The 23,259-nt window shown below is 65.3% G+C and carries 16 protein-coding genes; 10 read left to right on the forward strand and 6 right to left on the reverse strand.

The genetic code is table 11. From position 1 onward, the window contains the following. Positions 1-302: 302 nt before the first annotated feature. Positions 303-2,789, reverse strand: a complete 2,487-nt coding sequence (locus tag CSW57_RS15060; protein WP_223249279.1) for an ABC transporter permease — start codon at positions 2,787-2,789, stop codon at positions 303-305. A gap of 14 nt (positions 2,790-2,803) precedes the next feature. After that, positions 2,804-3,574, reverse strand: a complete 771-nt coding sequence (locus CSW57_RS15065) for an ABC transporter ATP-binding protein (protein WP_099383570.1) — start codon at positions 3,572-3,574, stop codon at positions 2,804-2,806. Positions 3,575-3,683: 109 nt separating this feature from the next. Here CSW57_RS15065 and CSW57_RS15070 point away from each other — a divergent pair, with 109 nt between their 5' ends. Together CSW57_RS15070 and CSW57_RS15075 are read left to right on the forward strand one after the other, a co-directional pair. Further along, positions 3,684-4,934 (forward strand): sensor histidine kinase, encoded by a 1,251-nt coding sequence (locus tag CSW57_RS15070; RefSeq protein ID WP_099383571.1) that lies wholly within the window; start codon positions 3,684-3,686, stop codon positions 4,932-4,934. Next, positions 4,922-5,566, forward strand: coding sequence for a response regulator transcription factor (locus tag CSW57_RS15075; RefSeq protein WP_099383572.1), 645 nt, complete (start codon positions 4,922-4,924; stop codon positions 5,564-5,566). Before CSW57_RS15070 ends, CSW57_RS15075 begins: the two co-directional genes overlap by 13 nt. A 33-nt stretch (positions 5,567-5,599) precedes the next feature. Here the strand turns inward: CSW57_RS15075 and CSW57_RS15080 are convergent, their stop codons facing one another. After that, positions 5,600-6,799 (reverse strand): FAD-dependent monooxygenase, encoded by a 1,200-nt coding sequence (locus tag CSW57_RS15080; RefSeq protein ID WP_099383573.1) that lies wholly within the window; start codon positions 6,797-6,799, stop codon positions 5,600-5,602. Between the two features lie 86 nt (positions 6,800-6,885). Between CSW57_RS15080 and CSW57_RS15085 the strand changes: the two genes are divergently transcribed. Both CSW57_RS15085 and clpB read left to right on the forward strand, forming a co-directional pair. Beyond that, positions 6,886-7,488, forward strand: a complete 603-nt coding sequence (locus tag CSW57_RS15085) for a TetR/AcrR family transcriptional regulator (protein ID WP_099383574.1) — start codon at positions 6,886-6,888, stop codon at positions 7,486-7,488. Between the two features lie 776 nt (positions 7,489-8,264). Then, the gene (gene clpB, locus CSW57_RS15090) at positions 8,265-10,814 is read left to right on the forward strand and encodes an ATP-dependent chaperone ClpB (RefSeq protein ID WP_099383575.1); all 2,550 of its coding nucleotides are present in this window, start codon (positions 8,265-8,267) and stop codon (positions 10,812-10,814) included. Between the two features lie 84 nt (positions 10,815-10,898). Here the strand turns inward: clpB and CSW57_RS15095 are convergent, their stop codons facing one another. After that, a complete protein-coding gene (locus CSW57_RS15095) occupies positions 10,899-11,714 on the reverse strand; it encodes a MerR family transcriptional regulator (RefSeq protein ID WP_099384493.1) in 816 nt (271 codons plus the stop codon). 218 nt (positions 11,715-11,932) lie between these two features. Further along, positions 11,933-13,492 (reverse strand): MFS transporter, encoded by a 1,560-nt coding sequence (locus CSW57_RS15100; protein ID WP_223249280.1) that lies wholly within the window; start codon positions 13,490-13,492, stop codon positions 11,933-11,935. A gap of 144 nt (positions 13,493-13,636) precedes the next feature. Here CSW57_RS15100 and CSW57_RS15105 point away from each other — a divergent pair, with 144 nt between their 5' ends. From CSW57_RS15105 to CSW57_RS15130, 6 genes are read left to right on the forward strand one after another with little or no spacing between them, the layout of a single operon-like run. Further along, positions 13,637-14,284: a TetR family transcriptional regulator gene (locus CSW57_RS15105; RefSeq protein ID WP_223249281.1), complete on the forward strand. Its 648-nt coding sequence runs from the start codon at positions 13,637-13,639 to the stop codon at positions 14,282-14,284. Between the two features lie 46 nt (positions 14,285-14,330). Beyond that, entirely contained in the window at positions 14,331-15,662 is a 1,332-nt protein-coding gene (locus CSW57_RS15110) for an SWIM zinc finger family protein (RefSeq protein WP_099383577.1), read from the forward strand. Beyond that, the gene (locus tag CSW57_RS15115; RefSeq protein WP_099383578.1) at positions 15,659-17,146 is read left to right on the forward strand and encodes a DUF5691 domain-containing protein; all 1,488 of its coding nucleotides are present in this window, start codon (positions 15,659-15,661) and stop codon (positions 17,144-17,146) included. The genes CSW57_RS15110 and CSW57_RS15115 overlap by 4 nt, the downstream gene beginning before the upstream one ends. Further along, the gene (locus tag CSW57_RS15120) at positions 17,143-18,252 is read left to right on the forward strand and encodes an ATP-binding protein (protein WP_099383579.1); all 1,110 of its coding nucleotides are present in this window, start codon (positions 17,143-17,145) and stop codon (positions 18,250-18,252) included. The genes CSW57_RS15115 and CSW57_RS15120 overlap by 4 nt, the downstream gene beginning before the upstream one ends. Then, entirely contained in the window at positions 18,168-20,645 is a 2,478-nt protein-coding gene (locus CSW57_RS15125; protein ID WP_370623967.1) for a DUF5682 family protein, read from the forward strand. Before CSW57_RS15120 ends, CSW57_RS15125 begins: the two co-directional genes overlap by 85 nt. After that, positions 20,635-21,807, forward strand: a complete 1,173-nt coding sequence (locus CSW57_RS15130; protein ID WP_099383580.1) for a VWA domain-containing protein — start codon at positions 20,635-20,637, stop codon at positions 21,805-21,807. The genes CSW57_RS15125 and CSW57_RS15130 overlap by 11 nt, the downstream gene beginning before the upstream one ends. A 58-nt stretch (positions 21,808-21,865) precedes the next feature. Here the strand turns inward: CSW57_RS15130 and CSW57_RS15135 are convergent, their stop codons facing one another. Then, complete coding sequence (locus tag CSW57_RS15135; protein ID WP_099384496.1) at positions 21,866-23,221, reverse strand: amino acid permease; 1,356 nt, start codon at positions 23,219-23,221, stop codon at positions 21,866-21,868. Positions 23,222-23,259 lie beyond the last annotated feature (38 nt).

Below are 23,259 nucleotides of genomic sequence, written 5' to 3' on the forward strand. Positions count from 1 at the left end.
CTTTCGTGTTCAGTTGGACCGTGGACGGGTTGACCACGGTCGGATTACACCGCTGCAGTTCTAGAGTGTGAACCCGGATGACATTGTGGCAGCTTCTGCGAGCCACCGCACGACGAGGGCTGCCATGGGCCGTCGGCGGGCTTTGGTGTCCGTAAGGATTCAATAACATTCTGCGGCAACATAAGTCGCGCCGTCTAATGCCCGTGGTAATGCGGAAGTCGCCTCGTTGTCCCTTGTCGGCGGCCCACGGGTCACCTGTTGTGCACATTGTTTTAACCTACTGTTATTGATCGTGAACCGAGCTAAAGGCCTCTGACCTGGCGCTCGAGGCGTATCGCCCGGCGGGCCGTCAGCGTGATGGCGGCGAAGCCCAGCATGGTCGTGGCTCCGACGACGACCCCGAAGGCCGATGGCGAGAAGAAGGGGAGCGGCATGCCCGACACCGCGATCGCGATCCCGGCCAGAGGTGGGTAGGCGATCACCGTGCCCGCGATTGCCGCGACTGCCACCGCGATCAGAGACTCCAGACGGATCATGCCGCGTACCTGCCGCGGACCCGCACCGAGCAGCTGCAGCAACGCGAACTCGCGACGCCGCTCCGAGGTCATCAGCACCAGGGTGTTGACCACCGCGATGCCGAGGAAACCCAGCAGCACCGCTAGCGCCACGACGTTCACCGAGTCCTGCGCCCGCTGGTCCTGCCGAACGGCCTCGGCGAATCCGTCGCTCCTCATCACGGTCATGCCACCGGTGGCTTCGATGGCCCGCTGCGCCTCGTCGACCCGCCCTGGTGCCGCCGACACCAACACCTGGTCGACCAGTCCGGTCGTCGTGTGCTCTCGTACCTGTGCCGCCGGGAGGGTCACGTCGCCGAAGCCGAGACCGCGGTCGTAGGTGGCGACAACCCGTGGTGTGATCACAGCGCCATCGCCCATCCGTAGCGTCACAGTGTCTCCGACATCCGCGTTCATCGCCGACGACGCGTCGCGGCTGAGCGCCACCGCGCCGTCGGTCAGCTGCTGAAGGTCGCCCTCCCGGACATCGAGATCCATCGTGGCAGTGGCGCTCGCGGCGTCGATGCCTTGCACGGGATACGCCTCGGTGGTCGGGGCCTCGGAACTGTCCGTGGTGAACAGGGCCTTGGTGCGGGTGATCGGGTTCACCGCACGCACCACGTCCATCGAGTCGATCGTCGCGGCGAGTTGGGGGCTGATGCCGCCGGGGCCGGTCACAACCAGATCGGCCGTGGTGCCGCTCTCGGATTGGCGTTCGGCTGCTGCGGTCACGGTGCTCTGGCTGAACAGTTGCACCGCCCCGATCGCGATCGCCAACGCCAGCGGTGTGATCGCCGCGGCAAGGCGGCGGCCATGGGCATTGAGGTTGGCGGCCGCCAACACCGGCCCGGCCGAACCGGTGCGCAGCATCGGGCCGGAGAGCACGCGCATGGCGCCCGAGACGAGGGCCGGACCCAGAAGGGCGAGGGCGATGACGAGGAGAACCGCAGATCCCCCGGCACCGGCCATCGCCGCCGGTCCGGGGATGAAGGCAGGCAGGGTTGCAGTCACCAGCCCGCCCACCCCGGCCGCCAGTCCGAGGATCACGCGGGTCCGGCTCAGCTTCTCCGGCTCGACCGCTGACTCGCGCAGCGCATCGATGGGGTCGAGGCGAGCCGGTCGTCGAGCGGAGACAGCCGCGGCGAGCCGGGCGGTCGCGACCGCGGCGGCGACTGCGACAAGACCCGGGACCGGTCCGTAGGCAAGCGAGAAGTCCGGCGGCACGATCCCGGCGTCGGCGAATCGGCCCCGCAGGACACCGGCCAGCAGGTAGCCGGGTGCCACTCCCAGAAGTGCCGCCACACAGGCGATGGCCCACGTCTCGGCGCCGATCAGTTTGTGTATCTGACGCGGTGTGGCGCCGGTCGCCCGCAGCAGCGCGAAGTCGTGGCGGCGCTGCTGGACCGACAACGACAGCGTGCTCGACACGACGAACACAGCGATCATCAACGCCACCCCGGCAAGTGCCGAGCTGAGCGCCACCAGCTCGCCGCGCGCCGCGCCGATGTCGACGTACTCGGCGTCTGCACGTGCCGCACCGGTGTAGGTGTCCACCTCCACTGCGGGCAGGTGATCACGAATTCGGGAAGCGAGCGTCTCGGCGTCCACCCCGTCCTGTGCGATCAGACCGATCGTCGCCACCGTGCCGGTATGCGGCCAGAGTTGCTGCATCCGGGCGTCGTTCAGGAACACTGTCGCCGGGCGGCCACCGGGTTCGGATGTGGATGTGCCGGCCAGACCCACAACGGTGTACGCGTGGGCGACTCCGCCGTGTCGCAGCGTCACCTTCTGGCCCAGGTCAGCTGCACCCGTCATCACCACCTCGTCCGGTCCGGCCGGTGGGTGACCGGCTGTGATGCTGTACGGCGCGAGAACCGCCGACGACCATCCGTGCGCATCGAACGCGCGCCCGCTGTCGTCGGTGAGGGGAGCGCTGATGTCGCCGACCGCCGACCCGACGCCGGGTAGCGCCGAGAGTTCGGCGACCGTCGATTCGGGAAGCCGCGCGCGTTCGACGTAGGGCTGGTCGACGTCTTCGGTGATGTCGAGCGCTTGCGCAGCCCCGACCACCACGTCGGCGCCGGAAAGGCGGTGCGGTGTGACGCCTCCGCGAATCCCGGACTCGAACAGCACCCCGAGTGCGCATACCAAGAGGGCGGCGGAGAAGACCGTGACGAATACGGCCGTGAAGCTGTTGCGATGTTCTCTCAGGTTCGCGGCTGCGATGCTGCCCATGCGTGAACGTTGCATCACCACTGCCCGAGGTCGGTGAGTGACCGAGCGATGGCCTCGGCGGTCGGTCCTTCGAGGTGGCCGGCCAGGCGGCCGTCGGCGAGGAACAAGACGCGGTCGGCTTGCGCCGCCGCAATCGGATCGTGGGTGACCATCACCACCGTCTGTCCCAGTTCGGTCGATGCACCGCGCAGGAGCCCGAGGATCTGATGACCGGTCCGGCTGTCGAGTGCTCCGGTGGGTTCGTCGGCGAAGATGACGCGCGGTCGGGTGATGAGCGCCCGCGCGATCGCGACCCGCTGTTGCTGCCCGCCGGAGAGTTCGGCGGGACGACGTCGGCTCATCTTCGCGAGCCCCACCGACGCCAGCGCGTGCTCCACGCGCGCGCGATCGGCGGTTCGGCCGGCCAGCAGGAGCGGCAACGTGACGTTCTGCTCGACGGTCAGCGAGGACAACAGGTTGTAGGCCTGGAACACGAAGCCGATGTGGTCGCGTCGGAATGTGGTGCGCGCCTTCTGCTTGAGGGCGCTGATCTCGGTGTCCCCCAGCCAGATCGAGCCACTGGTGGGTTGGTCGAGTCCAGCAGCGCAGTGCAGGAACGTGCTCTTGCCCGAGCCGGAGGGGCCCATGATCGCGGTGAATCCCTGCGGCGGCAACGTGAGACTGACGGAGTCCAGTGCGGTGATCTGGCCACGGCCTGATGAATAGCTTTTGGCGACGTTGTCCAGGCGCAGCGCGGGTGTCGGCGTCAACGATTTCAGGGGTTGAACGGGTGCTGTTGAAGTCATGTCAGCAACGCTATGAATCGGCGAGCCACCGGACCATCCCGCTGGCCACCCAACCAATGGTGTAGCCCGCTATACCGTTTTCGCGCGGTGGTTACGGCATCCTGGAGCGATGAGTCGAAGCGAACAGGCCGCGAAGTGGTGGCGGGCATGTCGTTTCTTGATGGTCGAAGGCGCCGCGGCGGTGGTGTCGTTGGTGTTCGTGTTCGGCGCGCTGATCATCGCGCCGTTGCTGATCCTCTTCGTCGGATGGCTGCTGGTGCCCGCTTACGTGCGGGTGCTGCGTTTCTGGGCCGGCGAGGCGCGTCGTCGCACCGGGCGCTACACCGGCGTCGTGATTCCGGAGCGATACCCTCCGATGGAGGATCGCCTTGGATTCAGCGACCTGCGAACCATGTTGTGGTCATCGCCGTTTCGCCGCGACCTGGCGTGGGTCACCGGCCACGCGTTCGCTGCGCTCGTCGCAGGCTTCGTTGCCGTCGTCCTGCCGCTGGCGGCGATCAACTCGATGTTGATACCGGCGTACTGGTGGGCGATGCCCGCCGACGAGCCGGTGGGCAACATCTATCTGGTCACGTCGTGGCCCCTGGCCGCCACCATGCCGTTCATCGCGCTCGCCTATGCGGTGATCGCGCGGTGGTTGATCCCTGCGTTGGCACGTGCAATCGCGGGCATGGCCGCCAAACTCCTTGCACCCAGGCGTGAAACCGAACTGACGCAACGGGTTACGGCGCTGACCGAAAGTCGGGCCGCGGCGCTCGATGCACACGCCGCCGAATTGCGGCGCATCGAACGCGATCTGCACGACGGTGCCCAGAATCGGTTGGTGGCGGTGGTGATGATGCTCGGTCTGGCCGAACGATCGCTGCGTGTCGACCCTGATCAAGCTCTGCCCCAACTGCTTCGGGCGCAAGACGCCGCATCCGATGCTCTGTCGGAGCTGCGGACCTTGGTGCACGACATCTACCCGCCGATCCTCGACGAGCTCGGCCTCGAGGGGGCGGTTGCAGCTCTTGCCGGACGCTCCTCGATCACCTGCGTCCTGGATGTGCGGAACTTGCTGCGTGCACCAGCCGCTGTGGAAGCTGCCGCCTACTTCGTGGTGGCCGAAGCGCTGACCAACGTGGCCAAGCACAGCGGCGCCGAGACCGTGCATCTGACCATCAGCACTCGCGGTGACGACAACGGGAACACGATGGTGATCACTGTTGTCGACGACGGCCGCGGAGGGGCCGAGGAGACCGCGGGTAGTGGGCTGTCGGGAATCCGCCGCCGGGTGGCAGCATTCGAGGGAACGATGACATTGAACAGCCCTGCAGGCGGGCCGACAGAACTCGAAGTGGAGCTGCCATGCGGATTTTGATCGCCGAGGACGACTCCCTGCTGCGCGAGGGACTCGCGCTGCTGCTGCGTAGCGTTGGTATCGAGGTGACCGCCGCGGTCGCAGATGCCGAGCAGTTCCTCGAGTCGTTCGACGCGGACCCGCCCGACGGTGCAGTGCTCGACGTCCGCATGCCGCCGACGTTCACCAACGAGGGATTGAAGGCGGCCATCGAGGTACGCCGCCGGGTCCCCGACTTCCCCGTGCTGGTCCTGTCCGCCTACGTCGAGGACAGATACGCCGGCGAACTGCTGGCGGGCAGTGCGTCGGGGGTGGGGTATCTGCTCAAGGAGCGGGTCGGCAAAGTCGAGGAGTTCGTCGACGCTCTCGAACGTGTGGTCGCGGGCGGAACGGTGATGGACCCGGAAGTGGTGTCGCAGTTGATGAGCCGTCGCCGAGCCGATGACCCGATCCGATCGCTCACACCTCGCGAATCGGAGGTGTTGCGGTTGATGGCCGAAGGCCTCGGAAACGCCGACATCGCCCGCAAGCTGGTGGTCAGCGACACCGCCGTGAGCAAACACATCGGCAACATCTTCGCCAAGCTCGGACTGACCACCTCTGACACCGGACACCGGCGAGTGCTGGCGGTGCTGGCTCACCTGCGGTCATAGAGACGTTGACCCAGAACGCGATTGCGATCTGCACTACTCGCCTGAGGTCGAAATGATCTGCGAGACTGCCGTGGGTGGATACCAGTTCTGCGTTCGTTTGAGTTGTGCCCGGAGCGCCGACGGTGGCGTGGTCTGCAATATCAGGTCCCGAATGGCCGTGCGGCTGCGTCCGCGGACGTGTGCAACCGTTCCGAGTCGACGGGACCGTCTCGCAAGGGTTTGGGTCCGCGGTCGGCGGGCTTTGTCATAACTGCTGAGAATTGAATCGATGGTGCGCACATCAGCATTGGTGACCGCGGCAATGGGCGATAGGAGTACGGCGAGCGTCGCGGCGTCTTCCATCGCCTGACCACCTCCCTGACCGAGGTTGGGAGTCATGGCATGAGCGGCATCACCCAGTAGGACACCGCGGCCGTATCGGTACGACGAAAGGTCGGCGGCGAGTTCATCGATGGGCAGAAGTGAGATGCTCTCGGGCTCGGTGTTGTGAATCAATTCGGGAATGGGGGAGTGCCAGGTGCCGAACAACCGGTTCAGTTCGGCGACTTCGTCCAGCGCGGACAGGGGTCGTCGCCGTGGCATGCTGGCGACACCGAACCAGTACACACGACCGTCGGCCAGGGGCGCGACACCGAATCGCTTTTGCTCGCCCCAGGTTTCGCCTGCCTCGCCCTGTAGGTCGACCGGCGTGGATGTGATACCCCGCCAAGCGCTGTATCCGGCGTAACGGACGCCGGGGTCGTGGCCCCATCGAGCGCGGAGGCCGCTGTGAAGGCCGTCGGCCGCGATGACGAGGTCGAAGTCTTGCACGCTCGAAGAACCGGGCGGCCGGCGGATGCATACGGTTCCGTTGGCATGAGCGTCGGTCACCTCCGCTGAACATCGGAGGGTTCCAGGCCGCAACTGGGCCAGCAGCATGTGGTGCAGATCGGCGCGGTGAGCAATTCGCAAGTCGGTCACTGCGTCAGACGGGATCGTGGCCAGCCATCGCCCGTCAGGCCGTTGTTGTCCGCTGCGGTAGGCCGAAGCCGTCGGCGACGTGATCGCCTCGAACTGTTCCCTGAGTCCAAGCGATTCGAGTGCACGGAGTCCGTTGCCGAAGACCGACAGTCCGGACCCGCCTGCACGAACCCGTTCCGAACGTTCGAACACGGTGACTGCGGCACCGCTGCGCTGCAACCCGACGGACACACACAACCCGCCGATACCCGCCCCCACCACTGCGACCTTCATGCCGTTCTCCTGCTACACCTGTAGTGCCATTGCCTGCTCGACTCTACAGTTGTAGAGGAAGAGTGCAACATCTGTAGGGTTTTCGCATGACATCAGGAACGGGCAGTCAGTCGCGGGCTGACGTCATCGCCGATGCGGCCATCGTTGTGATCGCCGGGCAGGGATTGCGCGGGCTGACCCATCGCACTGTCGATTCGACCGCAGGAATACCTCAGGGCTCCACGTCGTACTACGCGCCGACGCGGCACGCGCTTCTCGGCCTTGCTGCGAATAGGCTCGCGAAACGCAGCGCGACGAATGCCGACAACATCCTGCTCGACCTCGGCACGACCGTGCCGGATGACGTCGAGGAACGGGTCGGTAGGCTCAGCGCCGCCGCCACCGCACTGATGGACTCATTCGTCGGCCGGCCGGTTGATATGCGCGCCCGCTACGCGCTGCTGATCGAGTTGCCAACGGACGACGCTCTACACAGAGCACTTTCGTCGGCGTCTGCTGTGCAGGCCGGCGCAGCGGACGCCACCGAGCTGGTGCTGTCCCGCTTCGGTGTGAGCAATCCCAGGACACGTACACACGAGCTCATGCGGCTCATCGATTCCCTCGTCTTCACCCAGATCGCGACCCCGTCTCCCGACGCTCGACCAGCAGCGGTCGGTGCGTTGACTGCCTACCTACGCGGAATCATGTGAGGGCGCTGTTCAGGACATCGCAACTGTCGCCGTCGTCAAGATGGGGATTTGCCGCCGAAGAATTTAGAATGCTCGAGCGTGCCGGGCCGCACCCTCGGGAATGTGTGCCCCCGCAATGATTGTATGCAACGGGAATTGCGATGTAATCGGCGGACAGCACGTCGAAAATGCGCGATGGTCGAAATCGAGGGCGCGCCAGGGTTCATTCGTGGGGCCGCCTCGTATGCTGTTGTGTTGAATTCCATGACTTCTCTGCGAAGACCGCCGAAGGCGGGCGTGACCACTCAGTTCGTTCACCGCGACCGACCGCGAGATGTGTTGGCGGGACGCCAGAAGCCCTGCTGCGCGCGCGCTGACCGTGTGCAGTATGGCTGCACACGGCCAGTGACGAGTCGGTCGCCTATTGGTGAGAAGCGGAATCGGCCTAGGCGTCACTGCCGGTGACGATGGTTTCCGCGAAATCCCAAAGCGCATTGTCGATGGACTCGATGAAATAGAAGATGGCAGACAGCATGATGGTCCTTCCCGACCCTTATTATTTTTAAGCCCTGTAATGCAATGAAACGAGATTGATATCTCTGTATCAGAAATACCACAATTGTGGTCGCGGTCACAAGGACGGCGCAACGTCGGCCATGAAAGCACACCGTGTCGAGACGGCCGACCCAACAACTTTTACTTGAGCGGAACAGACTCAACTCTTGGTGCGTTACACCTTCTGAACGGGCACACTAGGAGCCCGTACCTGCTTGTTATTACCGAAGGAAGGTGCACGAGTGGACAGTTTCAACCCCACCACCAAGACGCAGGCCGCACTGTCGGCCGCGGTGCAGGCGGCAGCCGCCGCAGGCAACCCCGATGTCCGACCGGCACACGTGCTCGTCGCGCTGCTCGATCAGTCCGACGGGATCGCTGCGCCGCTGCTCAAGGCGGTCGGCGTTGATCCCGCTCAGGCGCGTACCGCTGCCCAGCAGTTGGTCGACCGGCTACCCAAGGCGTCCGGAGCCAGCTCCACGCCTCAACTCAGCCGCGAGTCAATCGCAGCCGTTTCGGCGGCCCAGCAGCTCGCCGGCGAATTGAGCGACGAGTACGTCTCCACCGAACACCTCGCTGTCGGTTTGGCAACTGGTGACTCCGACGTCGCGAAGTTGCTCGCCAACCTGGGCGCGACTCCGCAATCGTTGCGCGATGCGTTTGTGGCCGTGCGCGGCAACGCCCGCGTCACCACTGCCGATCCAGAAGGCACGTACCAGGCGCTGGAGAAGTACTCCACCGACCTGACCGCGGCCGCACGCGAAGGCAAGCTTGACCCGGTCATCGGCCGCGACACCGAGATTCGCCGTGTGGTGCAGGTGCTCAGCCGTCGCACCAAGAACAATCCCGTTCTGATCGGTGAGCCCGGCGTGGGCAAGACCGCCATCGTCGAGGGACTCGCCCAGCGCATCATCGCCGGCGACGTCCCCGAGAGCCTGCGCGGCAAAACCGTTGTGTCCTTGGACATGGGGTCGATGGTCGCCGGCGCGAAGTATCGCGGGGAGTTCGAGGAGCGCCTGAAGGCCGTTCTCGAAGAGATCAAAGGGTCTGCGGGCCAGGTCATCACGTTCATCGATGAGCTGCACACCATCGTCGGCGCCGGTGCCACCGGTGAAGGTGCGATGGACGCAGGCAACATGATCAAGCCGATGTTGGCCCGCGGCGAGCTGCGACTTGTCGGTGCCACCACACTGAGTGAATATCGCCAGTACATCGAGAAGGACGCCGCTCTCGAACGCCGGTTTCAGCAGGTGTACGTGGGAGAACCCTCGGTCGAAGACGCCATCGGTATCTTGCGGGGGCTCAAAGAGCGCTACGAGGTGCACCACGGTGTTCGGATCACGGACTCCGCACTCGTTGCCGCCGCCACCCTGAGCGACCGCTACATCACCGCAAGGTTCCTGCCCGACAAGGCAATCGACCTCGTGGACGAAGCGGCATCGCGTCTGCGGATGGAGATCGACTCCCGTCCGGTCGAGATCGACGAAGTCGAGCGTGTGGTCCGTCGACTCGAGGTCGAGGAGGTCGCGCTCGCCAAGGAAACCGATGAGGCTTCCAAGGTGCGCCTGGACAAACTGCGCCAGGAACTCGCCGATCACCGCGAGAAGCTGAACGAACTCTCCGCGCGTTGGCAGGGTGAGAAGCAGGCCATCGACGCGGTGCGAGATCTGAAGGAACGTTTGGAGCACCTCCGTGGTGAATCCGAGCGCGCCGAACGAGACGGCGATCTGGGACGTGCAGCAGAGCTCCGATACGGCCAGATCCCCGTCTTGGAAAAGGAACTCGACGCGGCTGCTGCCAAGTCGGGTGCGGTCAACGGCGATGTGATGCTGCAGGAGGAGGTCGGTCCCGACGATGTGGCGCAGGTCGTCTCATCGTGGACTGGTATCCCTGCAGGTCGCATGCTCGAAGGCGAGACCGCCAAGTTGCTGCGGATGGAAGACGAACTCGGATCGCGGGTCGTCGGCCAGAAGCAGGCCATCGAGGCGGTGTCTGACGCGGTTCGCCGTGCCCGGGCCGGTGTGGCCGACCCGAACCGTCCGCTCGGGTCGTTCCTGTTCCTCGGCCCCACGGGTGTCGGCAAAACCGAGCTCGCAAAGGCGCTGGCAGAGTTCCTGTTCGACGACGAGCGCGCGATGGTGCGCATCGACATGAGTGAGTACGGCGAAAAGCACAGCGTCGCGCGGCTCGTGGGTGCGCCTCCGGGCTACGTCGGCTACGAGTCCGGCGGCCAGTTGACCGAAGCAGTTCGGCGTCGCCCGTACACGGTGGTGCTGTTCGACGAGGTCGAGAAGGCCCACCCCGACGTGTTCGACGTGCTGTTGCAGGTGCTCGATGAGGGACGGTTGACGGACGGTCAAGGCCGCACTGTCGATTTCCGGAACACCATCTTGGTCCTCACGTCGAACCTCGGCGCAGGCGGCAACAAGGATCAGGTCATGGCGGCGGTGCGCTCGGCGTTCAAGCCCGAGTTCATCAACCGGCTCGACGACGTGGTGGTGTTCGACTCGCTGACCGAGGAGCAGTTGGTGTCCATCGTCGACATCCAGCTTGGCCAGTTGCAGAAGCGGCTCGCACAGCGTCGATTGCACCTGGAGGTCTCGGACAATGCCAAGAAGTGGCTCGGCACACGCGGTTTCGATCCGCTGTACGGTGCTCGACCGCTGCGTCGACTTGTTCAGCAGGCCATCGGCGACCAGCTCGCGAGGGCGCTGCTCTCCGGTGACATCACCGACGGAGACGTAGTGCCCGTGAACACCAGCGCAGACGGCGAGACGTTGGTTCTCGGCTGACGCAATTCGCTCCACCTGCTTGCGTGCGCTCCGGTTGCAACCGGTGCAAACGTCAGCAGGTGGAGCGATTATTTGTCAGGGGGGCTACCGCACGAAATCGACCTGCACCTCGGTGACCCACTGGCTCTGATCATCTGACATCTCGAGGTAGATCTCCCGACCCTGACCGGTCAGCGTGTAACCCTGCTCGCCGACCCACCGGTTCAGTGTCTGGTAGGTGCTGTCGATCTGATCCATCGACCCGAGGTGGATCATCGAGGCCACTTCGCCGCCGGGGATGTCGAAGGTCTCCAGCCCGGCAACGGAGTCGGCGGCCACCGGGAAGGTGGCGTGTACCCACACCGCGTCGGGTGAGTGTTCGGGTGCCGGAGCGTAGTAGGCGATGCTCGGTCCGATGGGTGTTTGTCCTGCGGCGCCCAGGGCCTCGATGATCCGTGGGTACAGCGGCTGGATCACCGGACCGATGTCTTCGCTGGTGACACTATCGGCCAGGGCCCGAAGGCCGATGGTGGTGGCCGGTTCAACCGTCTTGGTGGTGATGTTGGGTTCTGACATGCTGTCCTCCGATTCGATGAGTCGAAGCCTCGCCTCCACCCGGGCGAGCCGGTGCTGATCCTGACGAATCTGCGACTCGAGTTCGACCTGACGCAACCTCAGCATCGCGCGTAGATCCGCACCGGTCAGCTCGCCGTCGAGGATGCGGCGCACCTGCTCGAGTCGTAGACCGAGGTCCTTGAGCGCGACGATGCGGTTGAGCCGTTCCAGCTGGGACACCTCATAGAACCGGTATCCACTGTGGGGGTCGATGACCTGCGGTGTGAGCAGACCGATCGAGTCGTAGTGCCGCAACATCCGCACCGACACCCGGCCGAGTTTGGCGAATTCTCCGATGGTTTTCATGGCGATCCCCACGTTGCAGGCTGACACGGTGTCAGGGTCAAGCCTGCCGCACCCGCCGATCCTCGGCTTACGAAGTCCGCTCCACCTGCCTGCGTGCGCTCCGGTTGCAATCGGAGCAAACGTCAGCAGGTGGAGCAAATTCTTGTGCGGCGCTGGAGTGACGGCAAAAACCGGGCCGCGCCCGCGAGGGCACGACCCGGTTCTCCGGCCGATGAAGATCAGGCGGCAACCACCGCGGCATTCTGGGTTTCGTCGCCCAGGGCGTGCCGATTCATGCGGATCATGAAGACGGTGACCGCAAGAGCCAGCGCCATGAACCCGGCTCCCCAGTAGAACGCCACGTCATAGCTGTGGATGCTGGCCGAGATGAAGGCCTCTGGATCGACGGGGACGGGCTTTCCGTCTTCGCCGATCCTCGTTGCGCTGCCGGAATCGTTCGAGAACACCTGCGCCACAATCGTACTCAGTAGCGCAACGCCCACCGATCCGCCGACCTGCTGCGCGGTGTTCACCAGGGCGCTGGCCACGCCCGAGTCCTTGACGTCGATGCGGTGCAGCGCCACTGCCTGCATGGCCACGAACACCAGACCCATGCCGAGGGCGATCAGGAGCTCACTGGGCAGCACGTGGGTCAGCCATGACGAGTCGGAGTCCAGTTGGGCGAGGTAGAGATAGCCCAGGACCCCCGAGATGGTGCCGGCGATCATCAGCGGGCGCGGACCGAAGCGCGGCAGTAGCGAGCTGGCCGCCCCCGCTGACACGATCAGAGCGATCGGGAACGGCAGGAACAGGACTCCGGCCCGCAGCGGTGTCTCCCCGAGGGTGTTCTGGAAGTAGTAGCTGAGGAAGAGGAACATCGCGAACATCGCCGTCGGGATGATGAAGGCGACCAGGTAGGCGCCACCGCGGTTGAGTTCGCCAGGAATACGGAGCGGCAGCAGCGGATTCGACGTGCGCATCTCGATCGCCACGAACACGGAGAGCAACACTGCGCCGGCGATGAAGAAGAAGATGGTCGATGCAGCGCCCCAACCGGATTCAGCTGCCTTGGTGAACGCGTACACGATGCTGATCAGGCCGAGGGTCACCGTGATCGCGCCGGGGAGGTCATAGCCACCGGTTCGTTTGGTGGGGATGTCCCGGATCACCAGCCACAGTCCACCGATGGCCGCGATGATCGCGATCGGGGTGTTGACCAGCATGGTCCAGCGCCACGACAGGTACTCGGTGAGCGCGCCACCTGCGATGAGACCGATCGCGGCGCCACCGCCCGACACTGCTGCGTAGACGGCAAAGGCGCGCGCACGTTCACGGTGTTCGGTGAATGTGACGGTGATCAGGGACAGGGCTGCGGGGGCGAGGATGGCTGCGAACACACCCTGCAGTGCGCGTCCGGCGAAGAAGGACATTGCGTCCCAGGCGAATCCGGCCATGGCCGACGATGCGGCGAAACCGGCCAGGCCGATCAGGAACATCCGGCGGCGCCCCAGGTAGTCGGCCATTCGGCCACCCAGTAGCAGTAGACCGCCGAACATCAGGGTGTAGGCGGTGAGCGCCCACTGTCTGTTGGCATCGGAGATGTCCAGGTCGACCTGCGCGTAGGGCAAGGCGATCGTGATGATGCTGGCGTCGAGTACCACCATCAGCTGGGCGAGGGCGATGATTCCCAGCGCCCACCATCGGCGCGAGTCGCCGGTCGACTTCGGTGCGGCCGCGCTGTCTTTCGCGAGCCCGCTGTCAGGTGAATCCTGTGAGATGACGGTGTCGGGTGAAGCCACGAGATCCTCATATCTGAAGAGGGGGTGATTGGGTCCTCGGCAATAGTGGCAGAGTCAGACAGAAGTCGTCAAGTGACAAAATGCGGACATCGCCAATTGGCGTGCTCCGCAGCAATTTTTGAGACGCCGGGTTATCATGTGGACGTGACACTCGCAGAAGCCGCAACTGGCCAGGTCAGGGCCGGTCTTCGGGAACGCAAGAAGGTGCAGACCCGTGATCGGCTGATCGCGGCTGCCCTGAAGTTGTGTGACGAACAAGGCTTCGAGGCCACCACCGTCGACCAGATCTCGGACGCCGCAGACATCTCGCCTCGTACCTTCAACCGCTACTTCGCGACCAAAGAGGACGTTGTGCTCGCGCCGGCCGAGGACATGATCGTGGCCATGGCCGACTCACTCGACGCGCAACCACGCACCGGTAACGAGATCGAAGCGCTGATCAACGCGCAGGTGCAGATCCTCGGTGGACGTTGCCCCGTCGGCTCGATCGACCTCTCACGGTTCGAGACGATGAACCGCATCATCCAGAACGCGCCGGCGGTTAATGCGCGTGGAATGGAGCTCAGCGACAGAAAGTTCCGCAGCATCAGCGACAAGGTCGCCGAGCGGATGGAAGTGCCGGCCGACGACGCGCGGGTGCGGGTGATCGTGTCGGTGTTCATGTCGCTCATGCACATCTCGCTCGACACCTGGCGGTGCGGACAGGTCGGCTCGATGGCCGATTCGACAGTGGCGGCGGACACGCTGAAGGCCACGTATCAGACATTCCGTGAGGTCGCCAAGAACCTCTGAACTCCCGGTCGATGCGGTTGTCCGGGCTCTGTGGTTGGTTGGAAGTGTGGGCACACAGCGATGGCGGGCCGAGCAGGTACTGGCGCTCGCCCCCGACCCGGGTTCGCAGGCGGCGGGCCGAAAACTCTCCGTATCGGCGCCGTGGTCCTCGCGGGGCTGCGCCGACCAGGTGGTGTGGGGGCTCTGCCGAGGCAGCGGTAGAAATCCGTACCAGACGATCGTCGATCTGAGCGGTCCTGCCTACAAGTGCTCTTGCCCTTCGCGGAAGTTTCCCTGCAAACATGCGCTCGGGCTGATGTTGCTCTGGACTGCGGGCGGTGTGCCCGAAGAACCGCAGGTCGCAGACTTTGCCAGACCGTGGATCGAGGAGCGTATAGCGAAAACCGCCGCGGCGCCGTCCCGTCCGGTCCGAGCGGAACCGAAAGATCCCGAACGTGCGGCCCGCACTGCACAGGAGCGAGAACTCCGCGTCGCCGGCGGCCTGGACGAGTTCGAGATGTGGCTCGATGACCAGGTGCGCAGCGGCTTGGCCGGTGCGGAGGCGGATCCCTACCGGCGTTTCGATCCGGTGGCGGCGCGACTCGTCGATGCGCAAGCGCCTGGCCTGGCCCGTCGGGTACGTGAGCTGCCTGTGATGGTGACGGGCACCCGCTGGCCCGAGCGGCTGCTCCGAGAACTGGCGATGCTTCGGTTGCTGGTGCAGGCACATCGATCCTTACGTGACCTCGAGCCGGCGATGGCCGCCAACGTACGCAGGCATGTCGGCTACCCGGTTGCCCGGGCCGACGTGTTGGCGAGCGCACCCGTGAGCGACACCTGGAAGATCGTGGCCGTCCGTGACCGGGATGATGAGCAGCTGATCACCCGCCGGATCTGGTTGTGGGGCAGCGGCACCGGACGACGCGCGGTGGTGTTGTCGTTCGCGCCCACCACGGCCGGGCTCGACGGTCGGTTTCTCGCAGGCATGGTGTTCGACGGCCCGCTGTACTTCTACCCGGGGTCGCCCCCGCTGCGCGCGCTGGTTGCCGACGGCGACCTCGGGATCAGGCCGCCGGATGAGACCAGCTCGGGCGTGCAGTTGTTCGGGGACACCGTCACGGCCGCACTGTCCGACCGTGCAGATGCCATAGCGAAAGATCCTTGGTTGCAGACCTATCCGGTGGCCATCGTCGGGCGCCCCGCCGTCGCTGAAGGCGCCAGGTTGCTCGTCGACGATGACGGCGCGTCGGTGAGCCTCGACACCTCCGACGACCGCTGGTACACCCTGCTGGCCATCTCCGGCGGCCATGCCGTGCAGGTGTTCGGCGAACTGGGACCGGAAGGGCTCGATCCGATTGCAACCGAACCATTTTCGGTACAGCAGACAGGCGCGGCATGAACGCCTGGGACGAATTGGTGTCCGCGGCCACGGTAGGGGTGGGTGGCAAAGCGCTCGAGATGACCGACTTCGACCCGGCCATCGCCGAGCCGGTGGGCCGGATCGACCGCAGAGACGCCGTCGCAGCGGTCTACTCGATCGCGGCCCTCGACACGGTGGCCGTCCGGGCGGGGATGACGGCCGGACCTCAGGTTGACGCGATGGCGCCCGCACCGGACGAAGACCGGCCGATGATGAACGAACGGCTTGCCGGACTGCTCGGTCAGGCACTCGATTCCGGTGAAGAGCTGGCCACCTGGGCCATCGAATCCATGGCCGCCCGCGACCTGCGAGTGCCACCGGCGATGATCCCGGCACTGCTGCAACGCACCGCCAGACAGGTCCGTATCAGACCTGCAGTAGCGGTTCTGGTCGGTGAACGGGGGCGGTGGCTCAGCGATGTCAGTGACATCCCCGGCATCCTCCCGGCCCGTGATCTCGCTGCCGAGCCCGATGTCGATGTCGAGGAGGTGTGGTCATTCGGGGACACACCGACGCGGGTGGAGGTGTTGCGTCGTTGGCGTACAGCGGATTCGGCCGAAGCCCTGCGTCGGCTTCAGGAGACCTGGGCATCGGAGCCCGGTGACGTCAGGGCGGCGTTGCTCGGCGCGCTCGAGGTCGGGCTGTCGTCCACCGACGAGGCATTTCTCGAGATGGCCCTCGACGACCGCAAGGGATCGGTGCGGGCCGGCGCGGCCGGCCTGCTCACCAAGATTCCCGACTCCGGGTTGCAGAAACGGATGATCGAGCGAGCCCGCGCTGTCCTGGTGGGTTCCGGTGGTGGCCGCCGGTGGCGTATCGCACTGGCACTGCCGGAGGGTGCCGACCAGGCCGCTCGCCGTGACGGGATCGACCCCACACCGCCACGGGGAACAGGGGCGGGCGCCTGGCATGCCCGTCAAGTTCTCGAGAGAGCGCCACTGTCGTTGTGGGAGGACATCTTCGGCAAACATCCGGCGTCTCTGGTCGAGGCGGTGGCCGATGACGACGCCGACATCGTCCTCGGTGCCTGGAGCGCTGCCGCCGTCGCGCAACACAGCGCAAGGTGGGCTGGGACTCTGTATCGATGGAAAGGCGCCGAACCCGGATTGGTCGGAGTGCTCGACGAGGCAGAGCGGGGTGAGGCGGCCGTGTGGTGGTTACGCAACCGACGCCCGCCCGGAGCGGTGCTGCCACACCTACCTGTGCCGTGGCCGGACGAGGTCGCCGCGACAGCCCTCAACCTCGTTCTCCGAGAGGCGATCACGGGCTCGGGAACGCAACTCTGGCATTGGCGTGGGCTGGTCGATCACCTGCGAACGGGCCTCCCCGTCGGACCGGGTCACCGCTGGATAGAACAGATCGATGCGGTCACCGACCGGATGAAGGGCGGCTGGCCCCAGTTGCTCGAACCACTCAAGTGGGCGCTGATCCTGCGTGCCGCGATCACCGAGGAGATGAAGTGACAGAAAACGATGCGTCCACGGTGAACACAGACATCCTGCGACCACATGCAGAGCAACTGTATGCGCACGAGCTGGCGGCGCTCGCCGACACCGACGACCGGCCCCGGCCACCACACTGGAATCTGTCCCCAGCAGCGGTGGTGACCTATCTGTTGGGCGGCACGCTGGACGACGGGACGACGATCTCTCCCAAGTACATCGGGCCCCGGCGCCTGGTCGAGGTGGCGGTCGCGACACTTGCGACAGACCGGGCGCTCCTACTGCTCGGGGTACCCGGTACGGCCAAGACGTGGATGTCCGAGCACCTCACGGCCGCCATCAGCGGCCGCTCCACCCTGTTGATCCAGGGCACCGCCGGTACTCCGGAGGAAGCGATTCGCTACGGATGGAACTATGCCCGACTGCTGGCCGAGGGCCCGAGTGAGCAGGCGCTGGTTCCGTCACCGATCATGACCGCGATGCGTGAAGGGAAGATCGCACGCATCGAGGAACTCACCCGCATCCCGTCCGACGTACAGGACGCGCTCATCACGGTGTTGTCGGAGAAGTCGCTACCGATACCCGAACTCGACACCGAAGTGCAAGCGGCCAAGGGATTCTCGGTGATCGCCACCGCGAACAACCGGGACCGCGGTGTGAACGATCTGTCGTCGGCTCTTCGTCGTCGTTTCAACACGGTGGTCTTGCCACTGCCCGCGACCGCCGACGAGGAGGTCGCGATCGTGACGCAGCGCGTCCAAGCCCTCGGGCAGACGCTGGTACTGCCGGAGATCCCGAGTGCGTCCGACGAGATCCGCCGGGTGGTCACGGTGTTCCGCGAACTGCGGTCGGGTCTCACGGCTGACGGCCGGACCCGGGTGAAGCAGCCGTCCGGCACCTTGTCGACGGCCGAGGCGATCTCGGTGATCACGCACGGTGCGGTGATGTCGGCCCACTTCGGCGACGGTGTGCTCCGACCCTCAGACACTGCCGCCGGCATCCTGGGCGCCGTGGTCAAAGACCCGGTCGCCGATGCGGTGGTATGGACGGAATACCTGGAAGCCGTTGTGCGCGAACGCAAGGATTGGGCCGACTTCTACCGCGCGTGCCGAGAGGTCGGATCTTGACGGCGGTGTCGGAACTGAGTACCGGCTCCACGCCACCGCAGGCGCTCGACACCGGGCGTCCCGAAGATGTTGGCCCGGGCACCTACGTGCTCGGGATACGGCACCACGGGCCGGGATCGGCCCGTGGGGTCCTGGCCGAGTTGAGGCGCATCGACCCGGACATCGTGCTCATCGAAGGACCGGCGGATGCCGACCCACTTGTGGGCTTCGTCGGGTCGGACGAGATGTCGCCGCCTGTCGCCATCCTCGCGTATGCGGTAACCAAACCTGCGGTCGCGGCATTCTGGCCCTTCGCTGCGTTCTCTCCCGAGTGGCAGGCCATGCGCTGGGCCGTCGACAATGCCCGGCCGGTCCGATTCTGTGACCTCCCTGCGTCTATGGTGTTGGCCCACAGCGGTGGTGGCCGGAGTGGGACCGAGCCGGCGGACGATGACCTCACCCTCGACCTGGCCGAACCGGGTGGGCTCGACGCGGGTGCCCCCGTACGGACCGATCCCATCGGAGTGCTCGCCGATGCGGCCGGGTACGACGATCCGGAACGATGGTGGGATGACGTCATCGAAACCCGCTCGGACGGTGGAGGTTTTGATGCCATTGCCGAGGCCATGAGCGCGTTGCGCGACGAACTTCCGGCGGTGGGCGATCTCGATGAACGACTGCACGAGGAACGACGCGAGGCGCACATGCGTCAGGTGCTGCGCAAAGCGGTCAAAGAGCCAGGCGTGCAGAAGGTTGCAGTGATCTGTGGAGCGTGGCACGCCCCGGCGTTGATGGGAAAGTTGCCGCCTGCGACAGCGGATGCGAAGGTGCTGCGCGGCACTCCCAAGGTCCGGGTGAAACTGGCGTGGGTGCCATGGACGCATTCGCGACTGGCGTTCGCCTCCGGCTACGGCGCCGGGGTGGTGTCGCCCGGTTGGTACCACCACCTGTTCACACAGCATCAGGACGTGATCACCCGGTGGCTGATCAAGGTCGCACACCTGCTGCGCGCCAGAGACATCGCGATCTCGTCTGCGCACATCATCGAGGCCGCCCGGCTCGCCGAGAGTCTGTCGACGCTTCGCCGGCGACCACTGCCGGGGCTCGCGGAGGTGAGCGAGGCGACCGAGGCGGTGATGTGCGACGGCGACGACACGGTGATGCGACTGATCACCGACGAGCTGGTGATCGGCGAGCAGTTGGGGTCCACGCCCACGGACGCCCCGACGGTACCTTTGGAAGCGGACCTGCGGGCTGTTGCCCGTTCGGCCCGGCTCAAGATCGAACCCATGGTGCGCGAGCTCGTGTTGGACCTGCGCAGACCTCCTGATCTAGCGAAGTCGGTTCTGCTGCATCGGCTTGCGGCCTTGTCGATCGACTGGGGCGTTTCGGAAGAGGTCAGCGGTTCGGGCACCTTCAAGGAGGGCTGGCTGGTCGCGTGGAAGCCCGACTTCGCGGTCGACATCGTGGTCGCATCGGCGTGGGGGACCACGGTGGAGGCTGCCGCGACCAACCGGCTGATCGAACGTGCGGTCAAGGCATCCCGGTTGTCCGGGGTCACCGCCGTGCTCGAGCAGGCGCTCCTTGCCGACCTCCCGGACGCGGTGAGCCAGGTGCTGAACGCTTTACGCGACCGCGCGGCGCTCGACCGCGATGTGGAGCATCTGATGAGTGCTTTGCCTGCCCTGTCGCGGGCCTTGCGTTACGGCGATGTGCGAGGCACCGACATCAGCGCCCTTGCCGACGTCACCACATCGTTGCTGGTCCGGGTCTGTGCGGGACTGCCCGCTGCTATCACCGGGCTCGGCGCGGACGCTGCCGCCGAGTTCCGGACGTTGATCGATCAGGTGCACGAGGTGACTGCGCTGCTCGAACAGGGTGGGGTGGCCAGAGAAGAAGCAGCGAACTGGCGTGGCGTGCTCCGTGGCCTCGCCGACCGGCGGGATCTGCACGGTTCTCTGGTCGGTCGCATCGTCCGAATCCTGCTCGACTCCAGGGAGATCGACGGCGATGAGGCGGCAACGCGGTTGCATCGTGCGCTCTCGGTGGGTGCTGTGCCCGCGGACAAGGCTGCCTGGATCGACGGTTTCATCGGTGGGGGAGGCCTGCTGCTGGTGCACGATCGGTCGCTGCTGGCCGTCATCGACCACTGGCTGGCCGGACTGCCCGACGAGCAGTTCACCGAGCTGGTCCCGTTGCTCCGGCGCACGTTCAGTGTGTTCGAGGCCGGAATCCGTCGCAACATCGCCGAGTCGGTGAAGGGTATCGGCGGAGGTGTGGTGCAGGTGGCGGCTCCGTCGTCGGTCGACCCGGAGCGTGCGGCGCCCGCTGTCGCCGTTGTCGCTGCGCTGCTCGGACTGTCTGCTCCGCAGCCCACACCGCCGGCGGCGAAGGAGGGCTCTGATGTCTCCTGATGAATCAGACCCAGTGGAAGACAACAGGCTTCGACGGTGGCGAATGGTGGTGGGCACTGCGGCGGATGAGCCGCTCGGGACGCCCGATCCCGGGCACATGCAAGGAATGGATCGATCGCTGGCCGCCCTCTACGAGTCGGACCGTTCGCGCAGGGGCGGCTTGGGCGGGTCGGCGCCGTCGGTTGCCCGCTGGCTGGGTGACATCCGAAAGTACTTCCCCTCGAACGTGGTTCAGGTGATGCAGCGGGACGCCGTCGAACGTCTGGGCATCACCAGGCTGCTCGCCGAGCCTGAGTTGATGGATACCGTCGAGGCGAACATCGAGATGGTGAGCACACTGATCGGGCTCGGCAAGGCGATCCCGGAGACGTCGAAGGCATCGGCGCGCGCTTTGGTCCGCAAGGTGGTGGACGACGTCGAGCGCCGAGTGGCCGACCAGACACGTGCGGCCGTCACCGGTGCGCTGAACCGCGCGGCAACCACGCATCGCCCGCGACCGGGTGACATCGACTGGAACCGCACGATCGCCAGGAATCTCAAGCACTATCAACCGGATTACCGAACGGTGATCCCCGAGCACCTGGTGGGGCATGGACGACGAGCCCAGCACCTGGGTCGCGACGTCATCGTGGCCATCGACCAGTCGGCATCGATGGCGTCGTCGATTGTGTACGCGTCGATCTTCGGTTCGGTGCTGGCGTCGATGCGGTCGGTAAAGACCTCTCTGGTGCTGTTCGACACCGACATCGTCGATCTCACAGACGAATTGGAAGATCCGGTGAACGTCTTGTTCGGCGCAACACTCGGCGGTGGTACCGACATCAACCAGGCGATCGCCTACTGCCAGGGGCTGATCACCCGGCCTGCCGAGTCGATCTTCGTCCTCATCTCCGATCTCTACGAAGGTGGGCTCCGGGAGAAGATGCTGGCCCGGGTCGCTGCCATGACAGCGGCCGGCATCCAGGTGATCGTGCTGCTGGCCCTGTCTGACGAGGGTGCGCCGGCATTTGACCGGGACATCGCAACGGCTCTGTCCGCCATGGGGATTCCGGCGTTTGCATGCACACCCGATGCGTTCCCGGAACTTCTTGCGGTGGCCATTGGACGCGGCGACATCGCGGCCTGGGCGACGTCGAAAGAACTCGCGGCGCGTGGGATGTGATCAGGTGGGGGTCCTGTACAACGCCGGCCCGATGAGGATGCGTAGGGTTGAAAGGCAACTACTTCTCGGATCCGGAGGTACCAGGTGCAGCGGCCTTCGCCGCATCCGGGGCGTCGTACCCGCGATCGCCGTGCCGCTTTTGCATCCAGACACCGATGGCCACGATGATGACCGCCGAGATGGTCGACAACGTGATGGCGTCGCGTTGATCGGAGTCGAACGCCATCAGTATCAGCACGGCGACGATGAATACGATGACCAGTCCGGTGAGGTAGGGGAACAGCCACATCCTCACGGCGGGAACCTGATTGCGGGCTCGCATCGACTTACCGAGTACCAGTTGGCTCACTGCGATGGACAGGTACACGAACAGCGCGACTGCGCCGCTGGTGGCCAGCAGGTAGCCGAAGATCTTGTCGGGGAGGACGTAGTTGCCGATGACTGCGAGGAACCCGAGCACCATCGACGCGAGTACGGACACCCACGGCACCCCGTTGGCCGTCAACTTCTTGACCGCGGCCGGAGCCTCGTGCCGTTCCCCGAGCGAATACAACATCCGTGATGCGGTGTACAACGCGGAGTTGAGGCACGACGCGACTGCCGTGAGCACCACTACGTCCATGATCTGCGCTGACGCGGGAATGCCTATCGTCTCGAGCACTGTCTGATACGACCCGTCATCGAGCTGGTTGTAGGGCACAAGGGCCACCACCACGAAGATCGAACCGATGTAGAAGATGCTGATACGCCAGATCACCGAGTTCACCGCGCGTGTGATGCCCTTTTCCGGGTCGGGTGATTCGGCCGCGGCGATGGTGACGATCTCGGTGCCCATGAAAGAGAACATCGTCACCAACATGGCCGAGATGATCGCGGTGGATCCGTTCGGAAGGAAGCCGTCGGGCTCCCAGAGATGGCTGACCCCGCTGGTCTCGGAACCCGGGAACAAGCCGAGGATCGCCACCACGCCGATCGCGATGAACGCAATGATGGCAACAACTTTGATCAAAGCGAACCAGAACTCGAATTCGCCGTAGTTGTCGACACTGATGAGGTTGGTGGCGGTGAGCAACAGTGTGACGGCGAGGGCCCAGATCCACTGTTCGCCGCCGATGAGTTTGCTGAAGATCCCCGCAGCCGCGGTGGCCTCCACAGGGATCACCAGCACCCAGAACCACCAGTAGAGCCATCCGACGGAGAAGCCCGCCCAGCGCCCCAAGGCGCGGTGCGAATAGACCGAGAAGGAACCCGTGTTGGGATTGGCCGTGGCCATCTCGCCGAGCATGCGCATCACCAGCACCACAAGTGTCCCGGCAAGCGCGTACGAGATGATGACTGCCGGCCCGGCCTTCTCGATCGCATTCGCTGACCCGACGAACAAGCCGGCACCGATGACGCCCGCGATCGAGATCATCGTGATGTGCCTGGGTTTGAGGCTGGTGCCCAACGTCG

This window comes from Williamsia muralis, from assembly GCF_002735905.1.
Classification (GTDB): domain Bacteria; phylum Actinomycetota; class Actinomycetes; order Mycobacteriales; family Mycobacteriaceae; genus Williamsia; species Williamsia muralis_A.

What these genes read in the sequence shown, in the direction of transcription:
- CSW57_RS15060 (WP_223249279.1), bottom strand. Translation starts at nt 2,789, where the DNA reads ATGGGCAGCATCGCAGCCGCGAACCTGAGAGAACATCGCAACAGCTTC.
- CSW57_RS15065 (WP_099383570.1), bottom strand. Translation starts at nt 3,574, where the DNA reads ATGACTTCAACAGCACCCGTTCAACCCCTGAAATCGTTGACGCCGACA.
- CSW57_RS15070 (WP_099383571.1), top strand. Translation starts at nt 3,684, where the DNA reads ATGAGTCGAAGCGAACAGGCCGCGAAGTGGTGGCGGGCATGTCGTTTC.
- CSW57_RS15075 (WP_099383572.1), top strand. Translation starts at nt 4,922, where the DNA reads ATGCGGATTTTGATCGCCGAGGACGACTCCCTGCTGCGCGAGGGACTC.
- CSW57_RS15080 (WP_099383573.1), bottom strand. Translation starts at nt 6,799, where the DNA reads ATGAAGGTCGCAGTGGTGGGGGCGGGTATCGGCGGGTTGTGTGTGTCC.
- CSW57_RS15085 (WP_099383574.1), top strand. Translation starts at nt 6,886, where the DNA reads ATGACATCAGGAACGGGCAGTCAGTCGCGGGCTGACGTCATCGCCGAT.
- CSW57_RS15095 (WP_099384493.1), bottom strand. Translation starts at nt 11,714, where the DNA reads ATGAAAACCATCGGAGAATTCGCCAAACTCGGCCGGGTGTCGGTGCGG.
- CSW57_RS15115 (WP_099383578.1), top strand. Translation starts at nt 15,659, where the DNA reads ATGAACGCCTGGGACGAATTGGTGTCCGCGGCCACGGTAGGGGTGGGT.
- CSW57_RS15125 (WP_370623967.1), top strand. Translation starts at nt 18,168, where the DNA reads ATGGACGGAATACCTGGAAGCCGTTGTGCGCGAACGCAAGGATTGGGC.
- CSW57_RS15130 (WP_099383580.1), top strand. Translation starts at nt 20,635, where the DNA reads ATGTCTCCTGATGAATCAGACCCAGTGGAAGACAACAGGCTTCGACGG.
- CSW57_RS15135 (WP_099384496.1), bottom strand. Translation starts at nt 23,221, where the DNA reads ATGATCTCGATCGCGGGCGTCATCGGTGCCGGCTTGTTCGTCGGGTCA.